This is a genomic window from Aliivibrio thorii (genome assembly GCF_057368585.1).
This window is the reverse complement of record NZ_CM170655.1, coordinates 184,382-201,837: the sequence shown is the minus strand read 5'-3', so window position 1 is coordinate 201,837 and position 17,456 is coordinate 184,382. Positions and strand designations below refer to the sequence as shown.

Sequence of the window (17,456 nt, the reverse complement as noted above, 5' to 3'; positions counted from 1 at the left end):
ATAGCGTAAACGACATATCACAATAAAGGAAGATACTATGAAGTTCGGAAATATTTGTTTTTCATACCAACCACCAGGTGAAAGTCATAAACAAGTAATGGACCGTTTTGTTCGGCTTGGCGTTGCATCTGAAGAGCTGGGTTTTGATACTTATTGGACTCTTGAGCACCATTTCACAGAGTTCGGCCTTACAGGGAATCTTTTTGTTTCAGCGGCTAATTTACTTGGGCGAACCAAAACACTGAAAGTAGGAACTATGGGAGTCGTACTTCCAACTGCTCACCCTGTTCGTCAAGCAGAAGATGTTTTGTTATTAGACCAGCTGTCGAAAGGGCGTTTCAATTTTGGAGTTGTGAGAGGTTTGTATCATAAAGACTTCCGAGTGTTTGGAGTCAATATGGAAGAGTCTCGTGAAATAACACAAGACTTCCATAAAATGATTACCAATAGCTTTAAAACTGGAACTATTAGCACCGATGGCAAACATATTGATTTCCCTAGTGTTGAGATTTATCCAACGACATATTCAAAAGAAATCGCAACCTGTATGACTGCCGAATCTGCCAGTACAACAGAATGGTTAGCGAGCCAAGGGCTCCCTATGGTATTGAGTTGGATTATTGGAACTAATGAAAAGAAAGCTCAAATGGAACTCTATAATGAGATTGCGAGAGAGCATGGTCATGATATTACTAAGATTGATCATTCTATGACCTTTATTTGTTCTGTGGATTATGACCGAGAAAAAGCGCGCGAAGTGTGTCGAAAATTCCTGACAAGTTGGTATGACTCTTATGTTAATGCCACGAATATCTTCAGTGATAGTAATCAGACTCGTGGCTACGATTACCACAAAGGGCAATGGCGAGATTTCGTTTTACAAGGACATACAAATACCAATAGAAGAGTTGATTATAGTCATAACATCAATCCGGTAGGAACGCCTGAAGAATGTATTGAGATCATTCAACGTGATATTGATGCTACGGGTATCACCAATATTACCTGTGGTTTTGAAGCGAACGGCAGTGAAGACGAAATCATAGCATCCATGGATCGTTTTATGACGGAAGTGGCCCCTTTCTTAAAAGATCCTAAGTAATCATAAATACATTTTAATAGCGTAAGGAATACATTATGAAATTTGGATTATTTTTCCTCAACTTTCAAGTTGACGGATCTACCTCCGAAGAAACGCTCGATAATATGATAAATACGGTAACGCTGATAGACTCTGAAGAATACCATTTTGATACCGTTTTTGTTCATGAGCATCATTTCTCGAAAAATGGCATTATAGGCGCTCCAATTACCGCGGCTGGTTTTTTACTTGGGTTAACAGATAAGTTGCATATTGGTTCATTAAATCAGGTAATAACAACTCATCATCCTGTTCGGATTGCGGAAGAGGCGAGCTTATTAGACCAAATGTCAGAAGGGCGCTTTATACTTGGTTTTAGTGAGAGTGAAAACGACTTTGAAATGATATTTTTTAAACGTCATATCCTGTCTCAACACTCACAATTTGAAGCTTGCTACGCCATTATTAATGAGGCATTAACGACAGGTTATTGTCACCCTCAAAATGATTTTTATGATTTTCCTAGAGTGTCAATTAACCCTCATTGTTATAGTGAATATGGCCCTAAACAATACGTTGTTGCAAGCAGTGATGAAGTGGTGGCTTGGGCTGCGAGAAAGGGATTACCGTTAACTTTTAAGTGGGATGATGACCTTGATAGGAAAGAAGAATATGCCTTACTTTATAATAAAACAGCGACACAATATTGTGTTGATACCTCAGGAATAGATCATCAATTAACTGTTATCGTTAATCTAAACGCTGATGGTGATGTAGCTCGTGAAGAGGTTAGACAATATTTAGAAAGCTATATTATAGAAACTTATCCAAATGTCGATCCGATAGAAAAAATAAATACGATTATTCAAGAGAATGCGGTGGGAACGGACGGTGATTATTATGAATCGACTAAATTAGCGATTGAAAAAACCGGTGCGGCGACTGTTCTATTATCTTTTGAATCAATGAGAGATCAAAATAACATTGAGAATGTTATTAATATGGTTAATCAGAAAATCCATCAGAACCTTACTTAATCATTATGAAAGAATGGCAGATTTCTTCTGCCATTTTCTTAATCTTATAACGCTAATTATTACTTTAATAATTTGGAGTATATATGAGTATTCAGGTATCTGTTGAGAAGCATAAAATTATAGCAAGTTCAGAAATTGATGATCTTATTTTTATGAGTTCTCCACAAGAATGGACATTTGAAGAGCAGCAAAAAATTCAAGATAAATTAGTGAGGGAGGCCTTTCACTTTCACTATAATCGAAATGAAACGTATCGAAATTATTGTGTTACCCAGCATACTAGTGAAAACATTCACACACTTGATGATATTCCTGTGTTTCCAACGTCTGTTTTTAAGCAATTGAAAGTCCATACCGCAAATGAGGATGAAATAGAAAATTGGTATACCAGCAGCGGAACCAGTGGAGTTAAAAGTTATATTGGACGTGATCGTCTTAGTATTGAACGTTTATTAGGATCTGTAAATTTTGGAATGAAATATGTTGGGGATTGGTTTGATCACCAAATGGAATTAGTGAATCTTGGTCCTGATCGCTTTAATACCAATAATGTATGGTTTAAATATGTGATGAGTTTAGTTGAATTACTGTACCCAACAGAGTTCACAGTTAATGATGACGAGATTGATTTTGAAAGTACGATTGATCATCTATTTCGTATTTATTTTTCAAATAAAGATATTTGTTTAATCGGCCCTCCTTATTTTGTTTATTTATTATGCGAATACATGAAGGAGAATAAAATCCAATTAAAAGCAGGAGAGCGCTTGCATGTGATTACTGGCGGCGGCTGGAAGTCAAATCAAAGAGAGTCGTTAAACCGTGACGATTTTAATCAAATGGTGATGGATACTTTTCATTTATCTAATGTAAATCAAATTCGTGACACGTTTAATCAAGTTGAGTTAAATACCTGCTTTTTTGAAGACAAACAGCAACGAAAACACGTACCTCCATGGGTATATGCTCGCGCATTAGATCCTGAAACCATGAAACCAGTTGTTGATGGTGAATTGGGCTTATTGAGTTATATGGATGCATCAGCAACAGGCTATCCCGCCTTTATTGTAACGGATGATATTGGTACGGTTCATCATGTAAAAGCACCTGATGCTTATCCTGGAACGACAGTGAATATTGTTCGACGGTTAAATACTCGAGCACAAAAAGGCTGTGCGCTGTCTATGGCAAGCATAATGCAAGAAAGAATCGCTCATAAGGAGTAGCATATGCGAGTTAGATGTAAGGTTTTAAAAATAGAGGCGGCTAAAAATCACATTTATAGGGTTTATATTACACCAAGTGAACCTATCGTATTTAAAGCGGGTCAATATATCTTTGCCTATTTAGGAGATAATAAGAAACAGCCTTTTTCAATTGCGAGTTGCCCTACAGAGACTGATATAATTGAATTGCATATTGGCAGTTCTGACAAAGAGAGTTCATTAGAGGCGATGGAGTATTTTGTGGATGCTTTACTTAAAAATGCAATGATTGAAATTGATGCTCCTCATGGTGATGCTTGGCTACGTGACGATACCCTAAAACCTTTATTACTAATCGCTGGTGGGACAGGATTATCTTATATAAACAGCATTTTAAAAAATTGTTTAAATAGACGATTTACTCAACCGATTTATGTTTATTGGGGAGTAAAGAACAGTGAGTTTTTATATATAGATGAAGAGCTGAAACAGTTATCAATAAAATACACCAATTTATCTTATGTGCCTGTTGTTATTGATGACGATTCAAACTTGTGGTCAGGAAAACGAGGAACCGTGCTTGATGCCATTATGGAGGATTTTACGGATCTTACTTTATTTGATATTTATGTGTGTGGACCACCAATGATGGCAAAAGCTGTAAAAGAACAGTTAGTTGAAAAAAAGAAAGCACAACAAGAACGTATGTACGCAGATGCTTTTGCTTACTTGTGATACTAGTTGTGGTATTTCTTAATACCACAACATCAATAACCGGATTAATGTCACTCGTTATCCGGTTATTTTAATGTATCCAAAGGCAACCATGTCACTTCTACACCGGCCTGTGAGAACATGTCTTGGCTGATTTGAATCTTCTCACCCCATCGAGATAAGAAATCTTCTGTTTGCTCTGGGCAATACACTTTTGAAATACCCGTTTGAATGATTTTTGCAGCACAGTTAGGGCAAGGGAAGTGTGTTACCCAAATATCACAATCTTCTAAATCACGCTTAGCAAATAAAATTGCATTTTCTTCTGCATGCAGTGTTTTTAAGTACTTTAATTCTCTGTCATCTGTATCTGCGCTGTCAGATACACCGTGTGGGTAGCCATTGAAACCAACAGAAACAATACGGTTATGCTTTGTAATCACAGCGCCAACTTGTGTTGAAGGATCTTTACTCCACGAACCGACCAATTCTGCCATTTGGAAAAATCGTTTTGCCCATTTAGTTACCATAATTTAGCCCTTTGTCTCTGTATTTAACTAATATAAGTTTATCTATTTCATAAGCTTATAACACAGTTCTTTGCTGTCAATAAGAGTAAAACAATAATCCTTGCTAAATAATTCATAAAGTATCTGAAAATCGGATGGATACTAACTTTTTCAATCTTAAATAGTGTCATAGAATCCCTTCAATTCTTTGTTGTTACTGAGGTAAATTATGACAACATTTCATGCAGATTCATCCATCACACGTACCTTTTGGCGCTATGCTATCCCTTCTATTGCTGCAATGGTGGTGAGTGGGCTGTATCAAATTATCGATGGGATCTTTGTGGGTCACTATATCGGTTTTGAAGGACTTGCTGGTATTAATATGGCATGGCCTGCTATATGTATTTTAGGCGCATTAGGCGTCATGATAGGCATGGGAACGGGCAGTGTTATGTCTATTTACCGTGGTGAAAATAAGTTAGAAAAAACCAAAGTTGCTTTAACTACGGGTCTTTGGCTACTCGCAATATTAAGCCTTGTAGCTATTATGTGTATCCTGTTGTTAGCGGAAAATATTTTGCATGCTCAAGGTGCTGAAGGTAAGAACTTTGATTTTGCAATGGATTACATTAATGTACTGATGTTTGGTGGTTTTTTTACTGCGTGTGCAACCGCATTACCCATGTTAGTTAGAAATGACGAATCTCCTAATGTAGCGACATTTTTACTCGTAGTTGGTGCATTAATAAATATCGTATTAGATTACCTATTTATTGGAGTTATGGGATTAGGATTATCAGGGGCAGCATTAGCCACTCTTATTGCTCAAGCTGTAGTCACAATGCTTGGTATTCATTATTTTTTTACTAAGCGTTCAAGTATTCAGCTATCACTTAACGAAGTATTGTTTTCTCGTAATAAAGCGAAGCAATCACTTACATTGGGTTCTTCTGCATTAGTTATGTATATGTACGGCAGCTTTGTAGTTGCGATGCATAATGCGCTAATGATGCATTATGGTTCAGCAACCACTGTCGGAGCTTATGCGATTGTGGGGTATTTATTTATGTTGTATTACCTCCTTGCTCAAGGTATTGCTGAAGGTGCGCAACCACCAATTAGCTATTATTTTGGCGCAAAAGAAAATAAGAAGGTATACCAAATCTTTAAGTTGGCATTAAAGTGGGTGACTATTACTGGTATTGGTTGGGTCGTGATTCTGAATATCTCCCCTGAGTTAACGACCGCTTTATTTACTAATGGTGACCAGTCCCTTATTGCTGAAACGATTGTAGGTATTCGCTATCATTTATTTGCGATGTTCTTAGACGGCATTATTGTGTTAGTAACCATTTACTTCTTGTCTGTGAATGAAGGTAAAAAGGCAATGGTGATATCAATCAGTAATATTATTATTCAATTACCATTTTTACTAATGTTACCGAAATGGCTAGGTATTGATGGAGTATGGTTAGCAATGCCAGTTTCAAATATTGCGCTTATTGTGTGTATTACACCAATGGTTTGGAATCATTTAAAATCCCAGAAGATAATACAACCAATACCATTAACAGCAGTACTCCAACAGCAAAGTAGTATCTCGATGAAGTAATACCAATTCCATTAATGATCATCTAATTAGTTACATTGGTATAACTCTAGTGATAAAAACAGGAAGTTTTTTCTTCGTGTTTCTGCTCTTTTTATTTAACTCAAATCGAATAGACTTAGCGATAGGTCTATTCGATTTTTTATTCAAGGAAAGAAAATGACAGAGTTTGAGAAAATGATAAATGGAGAGACATTTAATGGTGGAGATCTTGAGATAGATACGATTAGAACTCGTGCAGCTCAGATTTTATCTGCATTTAATCAAGCAGGAGGGCAAGAACAACGTGCCAAATTGTTAGGTGACTTATTTAATGCGTTTGGTCACAGTGTTATTCAATCTCCATTTTCATGTGAGTTTGGAAAAACTATCTCAATCGGCTCTCAAACCTTCATTAATATGAATGTGATCATGCTTGATGGTGCGTCTATTACGATAGGGAATAACGTATTAGTTGCTCCAAATGTGCAATTTTATACCGCCTCACATTCATTGGATTATCAAAGTCGCCGACGTTGGGAAACGTTCTGTAAACCTATTGTGGTTGAAGACGATGTATGGATTGGGGGTAGTGTAGTAATTAACCAAGGTGTCACTATTGGGGCTCGATCTGTTATTGCGGCCAACTCAGTGGTTAATCACGATATACCGTCTGATTGCCTCTATGGAGGGACCCCTGCTAAGTTTATTAAGCGACTTGATGGCAATTAAGTCAGATAATGAACAATTAACCTTAATAATTAACAGTTTAAGCTGTTTAATATCTAAATGTATAAAATTTGAGTTTTTGCTTAAAATAAGGTCAATATAGTTATTGACCTTATAGTAAATCAGGAATATAAGGATATAAAATTACAGCGTATTGTTGCTGTAATAGTCTATTTATTATTTAGAGGTTTACATTGGATATTGCCATTTTACTTTTTTTAATTGTGATTAATGGTGTGTTTGCTATGTCAGAAATTGCATTGATGACAGCAAAAAAGAGTCGATTACAAAAATTAGCCGCAGAGGGGAGTAAATCTGCTGCAAAAGCGATAAAGCTGGGTGAAGATCCGACACAATTTTTATCTACTGTACAAATAGGTATTACCGTCATTGGTATCCTTAACGGTATCTTAGGTGAGGCTGCTCTGGCTGGGCCATTATCAGAATTGATCATATCCGTAGGTGTACCTGTAAATCTTGCACCAACCATTTCAACGATCTCAACTGTTGTTATTATTACTTATGTATCAATTGTTGTCGGTGAATTGGTACCAAAACGTATAGCTCAGTTTCATGCAGAACGGATATCAACTCTTATTGCCGCCCCTATTGGTTTGTTAGCTTCGATATCAAGACCGTTTGTATTCTTACTGTCTATCTCAACAGATGCCATCTTGCGTTTATTAGGGCGCTCTAATTCTGATGAAGCGTCTATTACAGAAGATGACATTCATGCGTTATTGTATGAAGGCTCAGAGCAAGGTGTAATTGAAAAGCAAGAGCACAGCATGGTACGTAATATTTTCCATTTAGATGATAGGAAAGTCGCCTCGTTAATGACGCCAAGAAGCGAATTAGTATACTTTGATACTGAACAGTTATGGGATGAGAACTTACCTAAGTTACTGCGCTCAGATTATTCTATTTACCCTGTTACCCGAGGAGGAATGGACAATGTCTTAGGCTTTACAACCTCTCGATTCTTATTAAAAGCATGTCATCAAGAGCATCGAACTAAGTGGTTAATGCGTAACCTATTGCCATGCTTAACTATTTTAGAAAATAAAGTAGGTAGCGAGCTGCTTGAGTTGTTAAGAACTACAGGTGAAGAAATTGCTCTGATTGTTGATGAATACGGTGACGCTCAAGGTATTGTTACTCAAAAAGATTTATTAGAAGCATTGGCCGGCGAATTCAAATCAGAAAATCCGAATGATTCGTGGGCAGAACAGGTTTCAGAAAAAGAATGGATATTAGATGGCTCCATTCCAACGACAGTCCTTAAAGACACTTTAGATTTAAATGCGCTACCTGAAGAAAAAGAAGCTGATTATCAAACATTAACAGGTATGTTTATGTGGTTAACAAGTAAAGTTCCAATGGTAGGAGAGGTAATTCAATACCAAGAATGGAGTTTTGAAGTATTGTCGATTGATAACAACAGGGCAAACAAAGTACGAGTAACTCGTATTTTAAATTAAAGCAGTATTAAAAGAAGAGTGCCTTTTTGTAGGCTTTCTTGAGAACTAAGCGGTTATGGTCACTGGAATTATAGCCGCCTTTATCTAGTTTGTTTATAGCTGCTTTTATTAATATTTGGTATAGGGAATGCTGAAAGCCAATAACGGAATATAACACCGCTTTCATTGATGGATGTATCAGTTAAAAAATTGAATCGCATCTTTAGTTTTGCATTAAAAATAATGTATAAGTTATCTAATGAATAAAATTGGTTTATTTAAATACTATAAAGTGGGGGCGTTTTCTGTTCTTCTAACAGGGGTTTTCTTTCTTTATTATATTATAATATCTTATCTGTTCCTCTTTTAGAAAAGAGAATAAGTATTAAATATCAAGAAATCATTGATATCACGAAGCGTTTTCATGGTTATTATATTAATGCAAATGAAATTCAACTTAATGAAGGTATTCACGACATTAACAATGTCGGAATAATCGTGAATAAAACAGGAACAGTGAAGGTATTGTCACCTGCGATAACATTGTTATATCAAAGCTTATCAGAAGTTATTGATAACAAGTATTTATGGACAATAGCAGTTATTGAAAAATTGCATGACCAAAATACAGGTAACTCTTATTTCAAACCATTAAGAGATAATTATGTCTATTTTAATGATAAATCATTACATGACTCTTTGATGTTAGACCGTATTGTAAAATTAGAAAACATAGAAGAAAGATACAAAGGCTTTCATGAAGATGATATTAGAGTTACTGAAGTTTATAAAGAGCAATGGACGAATGAAAGAATAAATTCAATTATTTATCCTGTTTATTTAGATACTAGATTAGTGTCTCTTATTATCGTTGATCTTAAAGAAGGGTTAAATGATTGTATTGTTGAAAAGTTTAATGAAAGCCAATGGATATTTATTAATAATCATGCTGGGTTAGCATGGTTTACCTTTAATATTAAGTTGCCATACACGACAAATGATATAAACCACCATGTAAGTATCAATATTATTGGCATACTCTTGGTCAGCCTATGTATCACAGTAATGATATTTGTTATTGCATTTGCTTTATATTCTTGTTACTTAAAATTTGAAATAGCAAGATGTTGCGATCGTATGACGATGTTTTATCGCAGAGATTATTATGATTTAGAGTTAGAGCAACTAGAAAATACTCACATATTAATGGTTGATATTGATAGCTTTAAGCATGTAAATGACGCCCATGGGCATGATGTTGGTGATAAGGTGATAAAGCTGGTTACTCAGCGTCTTCGTAATAATATTCGTACTGAAGATATTGCTATTCGTTGGGGAGGAGAAGAGTTCGTCATTATTTTCTTCGATATGAATCGAGCTGATTTTGCTAAAAAGGCAGAAACATTGCGTCTATGTATAGAGTCTGAATTAATAGAGAATATGGTTATTACTATCTCTTTAGGCGGTGTAGAGCAAAAGAAATCAGAATTAATGATTGATGCAATACAGCGAGCAGATACAGCGCTCTATCAATCAAAAAATTCGGGGCGTAATCAAGTCACCATACATAAGAATGAATATGGCGAAGAATAAATTTAATATTAAGTACGTATATCTGAAGTTTTTATTATGTATGTTTTTATTGTCTTTTTATTGGTTATACCAATATAACCGTTTAGAAGCGAATTCTTTTAATATGGAATTCCATGAGAAAATAACTAAACTGTATGACACGATAAGAAAGGTTACTCCTTTTTATTTAAATACAAAAACAGTGCTATTACCTCAAGGCACTTATACCATTGATATGGTTTCTATCATCGTTAATCAAGACAGCAGGGTGAAGAGATTATCATCAGGGATTAACTTGTTAGAAACCGAAATTAAGCGCTATATCGGTGATGATTATTGGAGCATCGCAGTATTACAACAATCAGAATCAAATGCGAATACGGCTCATTTTAAGCCGTTACATGAAGTGCATTTGTCTCTAAATTCTGAATTTGGTTTTGATAAGAATGGAATAACCCGAATATTAAGCAATGAAAACATGCCGACAACTTATCAAGCGTTTACGCAGTGTGATTTAAAATTAACAGAACCATATATAGAGCAGTTTTCAGAGAAAAAAATAAGAAGTGTTTTTTATCCTATTTATGTCAATAAAGAAATTAGCGCGATGTTTGTCCTTGATGTTAAAGCGTCAATGTTTACTCATTGGCTAGAAACATTTAATGAAAAGAGAAACAGTTTTTTAGATTATAGTGACGGTTCGGGTACTTCTCTGGGATCAGAAGAAACAATTGAGATACCTTGCACACCAATAGATGGAGAGTTAACACTGTCAATAAATGTGAAAAACATTTTATTAATTAGTGCTGTGTTTTCTTTATTTATGACAAGTCTCTTCTGCTTACTTGAAATCGCATTATTTCGGTTGATTAATTATTTTACTATTGATCAAATGACGGGTTTGTATCGTCGTGATTTTCATGAAGTGAAATTAAATCGAACGTCAGGAAAATCAGTAATTATTGTTGATATTGATAATTTTAAATCGATTAATGATCAATTTGGCCATTTTAAGGGAGATTTGGTGATTAAAGAAGTGTGTAGGCGGTTGCAAAAAAACGTAAGAAGTAAGGATTTAGCTATCCGCTGGGGCGGGGAGGAGTTTGTTATTGTATTAAATAATATCTCACATTCTGGCTTAATAAATCGTACTGAAGCGATTAGGTATTCCATTGCAGCTGGAACCATTGCGGGAATGAAAGTAACAGTGTCGATTGGCGCGACGACAGGTAAAGCGTCATCTTTTAAAAAGGCACTTAAGATGGCTGATACAGCCTTGTATCAATCAAAACATTCTGGAAAAAACAGAGTGACTGTACTTGAAGGTGTAAAATAAATGAAGTTTATTGCTAATAGATACATAGTCTGTACTTTCATTATATTTATGGTTTCTAAATATGTAATTTTTGCTGACTATAAAAAATATGTAGAGCAGAATGTCGAAGGTACGGTAGCCAAAATTGAATCCAAATTTGATAAAGCAAAAAATACGGTTGCGGAACTGAGTTACTTAAAAAACAAAAGTTGCCAAGACATGATGCTTCCCTTACAAAAAATTGTGGCGTTGAGTCCGACGATCAACAGCATTTCGGTTATTAGAGATGGAAAATATTATTGCAGCTCTATTGTTGGCTTAAATATATCTAAAAAAACAACGCCAGAAAAAGAGATTCATATAAAGGAGGAAAATACACTAACAGGCTTACCAAGCATCTCTTATTATCATCGTTATGATGAAGAAAATGGTATTCAATTTTTCATGAAGGGTATTCCGTTTCATTTAGATAAGAGTGGAGTAGGAAGCGTAACCTTATCTAATCGCGAATATACGATCTCAAAAGAGAATCAGTTTGGATTGCACGCTTTAAGTGGTGGAGAGAGGTATCCATCAAGTAAATATGATTTTTTAATTTTACTTCAATACGATGTGTGGGCTTCTATTCAATCTTATTTGATTGACCATCGCCTGATAATTGTTATTTCGCTGTTAGTATTAGCGTTGTTAAAAATTCTATCAACAAGAAGTGTCTTATGTGATAAAGAATATTTTAAATTAAAAAAAGCAATAAAAACCCATTGTATTCAACCGTTTGTTCAACCCGTTGTGGATAGTAAAGAGCAAATCGTCGGTGGTGAGGTTCTTGCCCGTTGGATAACAGAAAAAGGTACGATTATTCTACCATTCGAGTTTATCCCTAAGATAGAGAAACTTGGCTTGATGAATGAGATGACGAAATCATTGTTAAGACAATTGAGAGAGTATTATCAAAATACGGCTAAAAATGAGTTAAGGATCAGTGTTAACTTAACAGAAGGTTGTCTCTATGATGATGAAATATATGACTTATGCAAGCAGTTGTCTGAGAAGTTTACGCTGATCTTAGAGTTTACAGAATCGACTGAATTTGAAGACAGATATAAAATCATTCAATATATGCAAAAATTCAGAGACATAGGGGTTAAATTTGCATTAGATGACTATGGAACAGGGTATTCATCATTGCAATATTTAAACTACTACCAGTTTGATTTTGTTAAGATTGATAAATCATTTATTGATGATATTGAGACGAATAAGCAATCACTAAAAATACTCGAAAATATTATCTTACTTGCTAATAATCTGGATATAAAACTCGTGGCTGAAGGGGTTGAAAATAAAAATCAACAACAGATTTTGAATGACTTAAATATCTCGTCACATCAAGGTTTTTTATACTTTAAACCGATGCATCTAAGTGAGTTTACTTCAATAGTCAGTCAGAGAATGTAATACCAATCGTAGTAAATAACTGATCATCCTAGGAGGTTAAAATGCTCGATAATTGCGTTGAAATGTTTGATTGTAGAATAACTACTTATCGAAGCTATTTGTCGAAAAGTGCTGTCTTGTTCTCAAGCATTTTCCCTGTGCTATTTCCGATTATTTACTTACTGTGATTGGTATAAACAGATTTCGAAGTGAATTTTGTGAAAAGAAAAAGGGAGTGCTGATGAGAACTCCTTTTTTTTGTAGGTCAATTATTTTTTAAATATCCAGCTTGGGTTCAGTGACTGCCATGACATTTCAGTCGTACGATAAAGAGAAATACTAGCAAATAATGCGATCACACCAATTAAAGAGTAGAGACTGAGAAACCCTATACCAGCATTTACGAAACTTATTAGGGGAGTATTAGACAATAAAATAGTCGTTGGTATTTGGTAAATGTGCGTAAGAAATATCGCAATACCATCCCAATTTAAGACCCATGTAGATAATAACTTTAGTGCATATCCGCCAAGGAAAAGAACGATTAATGGTGAGTTATTTTCCTGAGAAATAGCAAGAATCAATCCAGCAATTGGCAGCATAACAAGACTGACTAGTAGCATGCGGCCTATGAATTGTAGCCAATTAATAACAATAGACAAAAATGAGGTATGTCCATGAAGTAAGACTAATACGGTGTCGCTAGATATGCTAATTATCCAGAAAAATAAATTGGCAATTAATACTAATAATGAAAAGATAAGTGGGATAACAATTAAGCCAAAACATAATTTTATCGCATGGGTATATTGGCTTGATATCGGCATACTTCGCCAAAATGCAGTGCTGCCCTCTTTACGCTCTTTACGTAATGTTTTTGATAGGTAGGTTGTTGTTAACGCTAAAGATAAAATCCCTGCTATGAAATTTAGCATCATTTGTAAATCGTTAGAAAACCCAGTAGAAAAAGGCGTAATGTTGCCTTGAGTTTGTACTGAGATGAATAAGTTATCTTGTAGGTTTGTGTTCATCATCAAGCTAATAAAAAGCAGAACACCACAAAGAAGAATAAACAAAGGGACACGAGTAACCGTTTTGTGTTCAATTAGTTCTTTTTCAAGCATAAATAGTGCAGGGCGCATTAAATTGATTCCTTTTGTAGTGCGATAAAGAGTTCAGCTAAAGTGCCTTTTGGTATATTGTTCATTTTCTCTTGTTTGACGACTTTTCCTTGTTTTAATATCAGAACATCGGTTAGCAAGTGCTCAATTTCAGAAACTTCATGACTGGCAATAATCAGACATCGCTCACCGGCATTAAACCAAGTGACTAAATGCTGATAAAACGTATCTCTATATAATAGATCTAGCCCTAATGTTGGTTCATCTAAGATAAGAACTTTAGTGTCAGTTGCAATAACAATGGCTAAATGAACTTGAACTTTCATTCCTTTAGATAGTGTTTTAATTTTTCTATTAAGTGTGATGTTCGTATTGCTCAACACGGATCTTGCTTTATCGATATTAAAACTCGGGTGGATCCCTGATGTGTATTTCAATAACTGTTTTACACTCATCCATTCAGGTAAAACATTAACGTCCGAGATATAGGCTAAATGTTGCATCAGTTCAGCATGTTGGTCTATAGGGTGTAAACCATTAATGCTGATCTCACCTTGATACCTATGAGTACCTAATAGAGAGTTAATTAAGGTCGATTTTCCAGCACCATTATGACCAAGCAGTCCAAGAACTTGTCCGGCTTGCAGGTTGAAGTTTATATCACTCAGAGCCTGTTGATTTTGATTGGAATTTGAATAGCATTTTGAGACGTTTTTTACATGAACAAGAGGGAGCATCCTATACCTTATCGATTTTAAAGCTTGTAATATATTATTGATTAGAAATACCACGATAAGTTCATTAAAGAAAGTTCAATGCACAACTTAGCATTTTGAAATTATTTTGAACTCAGATGCTAACAACATGTGTTTGCCGGTGAGATAACATGGATTATGTTCTTTTTATCTCTAGGTATTTTATTATGGGACGTCGGTTTTTAGTTATGGAAAGATTTGAGCAGCGAGTACGCAAAACACATGAAAGATTTGGTTATGTATCGCTAGAGGCGATTACGAGTAGCTACTTCATATATCGAAAAGAAGCATTGGAGTTTGTTCCAATAAAGCGTACTGAATTAGTGCCTTTTAGCCGCCGTCCTTCTAACATTACTCAATTGCGCCTTAATCAGATGTTAGGCGCATTAAATAAAGCAAATGAAGTGACGAGATTAAGACGAGAAGTGAATTAATCCTTTATTTTACGGCGGTAACTAGACGTGATTTTGGCTTTCTTATTACTAAATAAACCGCAATCGCTGCAAGAGTAAACCCTACTGCACCTTGGGTATCAAAATGTTCACCAAAGATAATCCATGCTTGAAATGCGGTCATTGGTGGGATGAGATAAAAAGTAGAAGCCACGCTTGAAGAATCGCCTTTTTTAATCATATAAAGCAGTAATAAAATCGCGCTAACTGAGACAACCAAGACTAGCCACATAACACCAAAAATAAACTCGGCATTCCATGTTACTGCCATGGTTTCATTGAGTAAAGCAACTGGTAAGAAAACAAATGCAGCCGCACAATATTGCCAAACCATGCTACCAATGAGATTTACATTTTGGCAGTATCTTTTTTGATATAACGTTCCTAATGTAATACCAATGAGAGCGATAAATGCAAAAGAATATGCTGCATATTTATTACTAGTATCTCGCCACTCTATGTTGCCTTGCAGTACTAACGTAATTCCAACCAAACCGACAAATAGACCTAGCCACTGTAGGGGAAGTAAACGTTGTTTCCCAAAATTAACCAATAACACAGCGGTAAGAATAGGTTGAACCCCGACAAGCAAAGCACATAGTCCTGACGACATACCAAGGGAAATTGCTTGATAAGTACCCCCTAAATAGAACCCGTGAATTAAGATGCCAGCAATGAGAGAATGAATAACATCCTTACCTGTTGGCAGTTGAGATTTGAAGATAAGCAATAGAATAATAAAAACGCCAATATTTGCTAGCATACGAATAAGTAAAAAGGTAGCGGGTTCTGCAAACTGCAACCCATATTGAGCGCCAATAAAACCAGAACTCCATAAAGCGACGAAGATAAAAGGCACGTATTTAGTAAGCATAATAATTCCTGTTTATGTTTTGTCTTTAGCGTACTTTAGCTAGGTACAGCTATTGATATAAGAGACAGTTTTCTTTATTTTATTGGGTACAGATTCGAGGTGGATAATTAAGGGATGAATAGTGAAAAAATACCAACAAGTGAAAAAACATATCCAGCAGGGTATTGAGAAAGGACTGTATCTTGCGGGAGATAAATTACCTTCTATTCGAGAACTTAGTGACACGTTATTGGTAGGGAAAAATACGGTTATACGAGCTTACGAGGAGCTAGAAGCAAAACAAATATTGATCGCTCATGATCGCTCTGGCTATACCGTTGCAAATATTAATTTTCACCGAGAGTTTCAGGCTAAGACATCAAGTTCACCATCGAATATCGATTTATTATCCCTTAGTAAATCCATTTTGAGTCAACCAAATGAGCATCAATTACTATCTATGGGGTCAGCTCATCCCGATATTGACTTTCCTGCGATACGAACGTTATATGCAGAGATAGGGCGGCATAGTCGCCAACAATCGAATATTCCAAGCTGCTATCAAATGCCTCCGGGAAATTCATCGTTACTTAAATATGTGGCAAACATAACTCAGGATCTGGGTATTTCTGTATCGACAAATGAAGTGTTAATTACACATGGCGCTCAGCAGGCCATTAGTTTAAGTTTACAGGCGTTAACAAAAGCTGGGGATATTGTTTTGGTCGACTCCCCCTGTTATTTCGGTTCCTTACTTCTACTTGAATCTTTAGGGTTAAAAGTCATCGAGATCCCTAATCATTTTAGTTACGGTTTAGACATTACAGCGGTCGAACAGGCAATAAAAAAGTGGGACATAAAAGCGATTTTAATCAACCCTACTTATAATAATCCGACGGGTTATACGCAATCAGAATCTGCTCGAAAAGCGTTATTAAAAGTAACAACAGGGATCCCTTTTATTGAAGAAGATGTATTTGGTGGTTTGTCTTATGAGAGTGCACCAAAAACCTTTAAAGAGTTAGATACTGAAGATAGAGTAATTTATTGCAATTCATTATCTAAAACTCTTGATTCACGCTTAAGGATTGGTTGGATCTTAGCTGGGAAATATCAAGCACAAGTAGAAAAACGTTTGATGTCAGAAAATATGGGAAGTGTAAATCTTATCCAGTCAGCGGTAAGTGATTTCCTCAAAAAAGGCAAATATAAACAACATGTGCATAGAGCGCAGCGCAGTTATAAGAGTAATCAAAAACGGGTATACCTGCTATTAACTGAAGCTCTGGATAGTTACCCACATCTAAAGCAGCGTTATTATCTCTCTCAACCAGAGGGTGGTTTTTTATGCTGGTTAACCTTACCTTTGGGTACGGATGGCACCGAGATATATCAACAAGCATTAAGTCAAAAAATTAGTGTATTACCAGGAACGATGTTTTGTACTCAAGATCAATTTAAACATTGTATCCGTATTAGTTTTGCTTCTTATAGAGATAATGATAAATGGAAAAAAGGGATAGAGACCTTGGCTAGTATTGTTGCAAAGCAGGTGAGATATCCCTAGAAATAAAGGTTATTTAATGCGTCTATAGCATCTACTGATTATATGCGTTAGATTCGAG

Annotated in this window: 16 protein-coding genes; 12 read left to right on the top strand and 4 right to left on the bottom strand. The window is 35.5% G+C overall.

Annotation, left to right across the window (positions count from 1 at the left end):
* Nucleotides 1–37 precede the first annotated feature (37 nt).
* From luxA to luxG, 4 genes are all read left to right on the top strand, one after another.
* Entirely contained in the window at nucleotides 38–1,102 is a 1,065-nt protein-coding gene (gene luxA, locus AC2IP4_RS15130; RefSeq protein WP_375320260.1) for a luciferase subunit alpha, read from the top strand.
* Nucleotides 1,103–1,137: 35 nt separating this feature from the next.
* Nucleotides 1,138–2,118, top strand: a complete 981-nt coding sequence (gene luxB / locus AC2IP4_RS15125; RefSeq protein ID WP_375320261.1) for a luciferase subunit beta — start codon at nucleotides 1,138–1,140, stop codon at nucleotides 2,116–2,118.
* 83 nt (nucleotides 2,119–2,201) lie between these two features.
* On the top strand, nucleotides 2,202–3,344 hold the full coding sequence (luxE, locus tag AC2IP4_RS15120; RefSeq protein WP_375320262.1) for a long-chain-fatty-acid--protein ligase LuxE: 1,143 nt from the start codon (nucleotides 2,202–2,204) through the stop codon (nucleotides 3,342–3,344).
* Between the two features lie 3 nt (nucleotides 3,345–3,347).
* Nucleotides 3,348–4,058, top strand: a complete 711-nt coding sequence (gene luxG, locus AC2IP4_RS15115) for a flavin mononucleotide reductase LuxG (RefSeq protein WP_375320263.1) — start codon at nucleotides 3,348–3,350, stop codon at nucleotides 4,056–4,058.
* 65 nt (nucleotides 4,059–4,123) lie between these two features.
* Here luxG and AC2IP4_RS15110 read toward each other — a convergent pair whose 3' ends face one another.
* Entirely contained in the window at nucleotides 4,124–4,567 is a 444-nt protein-coding gene (locus AC2IP4_RS15110; RefSeq protein WP_375320264.1) for a dCMP deaminase family protein, read from the bottom strand.
* Between the two features lie 208 nt (nucleotides 4,568–4,775).
* Between AC2IP4_RS15110 and AC2IP4_RS15105 the strand changes: the two genes are divergently transcribed.
* The 6 genes from AC2IP4_RS15105 to AC2IP4_RS15080 all read left to right on the top strand — a co-directional run bounded on the left by AC2IP4_RS15105 (nucleotide 4,776) and on the right by AC2IP4_RS15080 (nucleotide 12,671).
* A complete protein-coding gene (locus AC2IP4_RS15105; protein ID WP_375320265.1) occupies nucleotides 4,776–6,161 on the top strand; it encodes an MATE family efflux transporter in 1,386 nt (461 codons plus the stop codon).
* A gap of 156 nt (nucleotides 6,162–6,317) precedes the next feature.
* Nucleotides 6,318–6,869 (top strand): sugar O-acetyltransferase, encoded by a 552-nt coding sequence (locus AC2IP4_RS15100; RefSeq protein ID WP_486311037.1) that lies wholly within the window; start codon nucleotides 6,318–6,320, stop codon nucleotides 6,867–6,869.
* Nucleotides 6,870–7,060: 191 nt separating this feature from the next.
* Nucleotides 7,061–8,347 carry a hemolysin family protein gene (locus tag AC2IP4_RS15095; RefSeq protein WP_486311036.1) on the top strand — a complete coding sequence of 429 codons (1,287 nt, stop codon included), beginning with the start codon at nucleotides 7,061–7,063 and terminating at the stop codon, nucleotides 8,345–8,347.
* Nucleotides 8,348–8,824: 477 nt separating this feature from the next.
* Nucleotides 8,825–9,919, top strand: a complete 1,095-nt coding sequence (locus AC2IP4_RS15090; RefSeq protein WP_486311035.1) for a GGDEF domain-containing protein — start codon at nucleotides 8,825–8,827, stop codon at nucleotides 9,917–9,919.
* Complete coding sequence (locus tag AC2IP4_RS15085; RefSeq protein WP_486307660.1) at nucleotides 9,906–11,234, top strand: GGDEF domain-containing protein; 1,329 nt, start codon at nucleotides 9,906–9,908, stop codon at nucleotides 11,232–11,234. The genes AC2IP4_RS15090 and AC2IP4_RS15085 overlap by 14 nt, the downstream gene beginning before the upstream one ends.
* Entirely contained in the window at nucleotides 11,235–12,671 is a 1,437-nt protein-coding gene (locus tag AC2IP4_RS15080; RefSeq protein ID WP_486311034.1) for an EAL domain-containing protein, read from the top strand.
* Between the two features lie 248 nt (nucleotides 12,672–12,919).
* Here the strand turns inward: AC2IP4_RS15080 and AC2IP4_RS15075 are convergent, their stop codons facing one another.
* Nucleotides 12,920–13,792, bottom strand: a complete 873-nt coding sequence (locus tag AC2IP4_RS15075; RefSeq protein WP_486307659.1) for a hypothetical protein — start codon at nucleotides 13,790–13,792, stop codon at nucleotides 12,920–12,922.
* On the bottom strand, nucleotides 13,792–14,508 hold the full coding sequence (locus tag AC2IP4_RS15070; protein WP_375320272.1) for an ABC transporter ATP-binding protein: 717 nt from the start codon (nucleotides 14,506–14,508) through the stop codon (nucleotides 13,792–13,794). The genes AC2IP4_RS15075 and AC2IP4_RS15070 overlap by 1 nt, the downstream gene beginning before the upstream one ends.
* Before the next feature lie 185 nt (nucleotides 14,509–14,693).
* Between AC2IP4_RS15070 and AC2IP4_RS15065 the strand changes: the two genes are divergently transcribed.
* A complete protein-coding gene (locus AC2IP4_RS15065) occupies nucleotides 14,694–14,960 on the top strand; it encodes a hypothetical protein (protein ID WP_486307658.1) in 267 nt (88 codons plus the stop codon).
* A 4-nt stretch (nucleotides 14,961–14,964) separates the two neighbouring features.
* Here AC2IP4_RS15065 and AC2IP4_RS15060 read toward each other — a convergent pair whose 3' ends face one another.
* Nucleotides 14,965–15,852 carry a DMT family transporter gene (locus AC2IP4_RS15060; protein WP_486307657.1) on the bottom strand — a complete coding sequence of 296 codons (888 nt, stop codon included), beginning with the start codon at nucleotides 15,850–15,852 and terminating at the stop codon, nucleotides 14,965–14,967.
* 121 nt (nucleotides 15,853–15,973) lie between these two features.
* Between AC2IP4_RS15060 and AC2IP4_RS15055 the strand changes: the two genes are divergently transcribed.
* A complete protein-coding gene (locus AC2IP4_RS15055) occupies nucleotides 15,974–17,398 on the top strand; it encodes an aminotransferase-like domain-containing protein (RefSeq protein ID WP_375320275.1) in 1,425 nt (474 codons plus the stop codon).
* Nucleotides 17,399–17,456 lie beyond the last annotated feature (58 nt).

Bases quoted from the DNA above. Each gene is read 5' to 3' on its own strand.
- luxA (WP_375320260.1), top strand. From the start codon at position 38: ATGAAGTTCGGAAATATTTGTTTTTCATACCAACCACCAGGTGAAAGT.
- luxB (WP_375320261.1), top strand. From the start codon at position 1,138: ATGAAATTTGGATTATTTTTCCTCAACTTTCAAGTTGACGGATCTACC.
- luxE (WP_375320262.1), top strand. From the start codon at position 2,202: ATGAGTATTCAGGTATCTGTTGAGAAGCATAAAATTATAGCAAGTTCA.
- luxG (WP_375320263.1), top strand. From the start codon at position 3,348: ATGCGAGTTAGATGTAAGGTTTTAAAAATAGAGGCGGCTAAAAATCAC.
- AC2IP4_RS15110 (WP_375320264.1), bottom strand. From the start codon at position 4,567: ATGGTAACTAAATGGGCAAAACGATTTTTCCAAATGGCAGAATTGGTC.
- AC2IP4_RS15105 (WP_375320265.1), top strand. From the start codon at position 4,776: ATGACAACATTTCATGCAGATTCATCCATCACACGTACCTTTTGGCGC.
- AC2IP4_RS15100 (WP_486311037.1), top strand. From the start codon at position 6,318: ATGACAGAGTTTGAGAAAATGATAAATGGAGAGACATTTAATGGTGGA.
- AC2IP4_RS15085 (WP_486307660.1), top strand. From the start codon at position 9,906: ATGGCGAAGAATAAATTTAATATTAAGTACGTATATCTGAAGTTTTTA.
- AC2IP4_RS15080 (WP_486311034.1), top strand. From the start codon at position 11,235: ATGAAGTTTATTGCTAATAGATACATAGTCTGTACTTTCATTATATTT.
- AC2IP4_RS15075 (WP_486307659.1), bottom strand. From the start codon at position 13,792: ATGCGCCCTGCACTATTTATGCTTGAAAAAGAACTAATTGAACACAAA.
- AC2IP4_RS15070 (WP_375320272.1), bottom strand. From the start codon at position 14,508: ATGCTCCCTCTTGTTCATGTAAAAAACGTCTCAAAATGCTATTCAAAT.
- AC2IP4_RS15065 (WP_486307658.1), top strand. From the start codon at position 14,694: ATGGGACGTCGGTTTTTAGTTATGGAAAGATTTGAGCAGCGAGTACGC.
- AC2IP4_RS15060 (WP_486307657.1), bottom strand. From the start codon at position 15,852: ATGCTTACTAAATACGTGCCTTTTATCTTCGTCGCTTTATGGAGTTCT.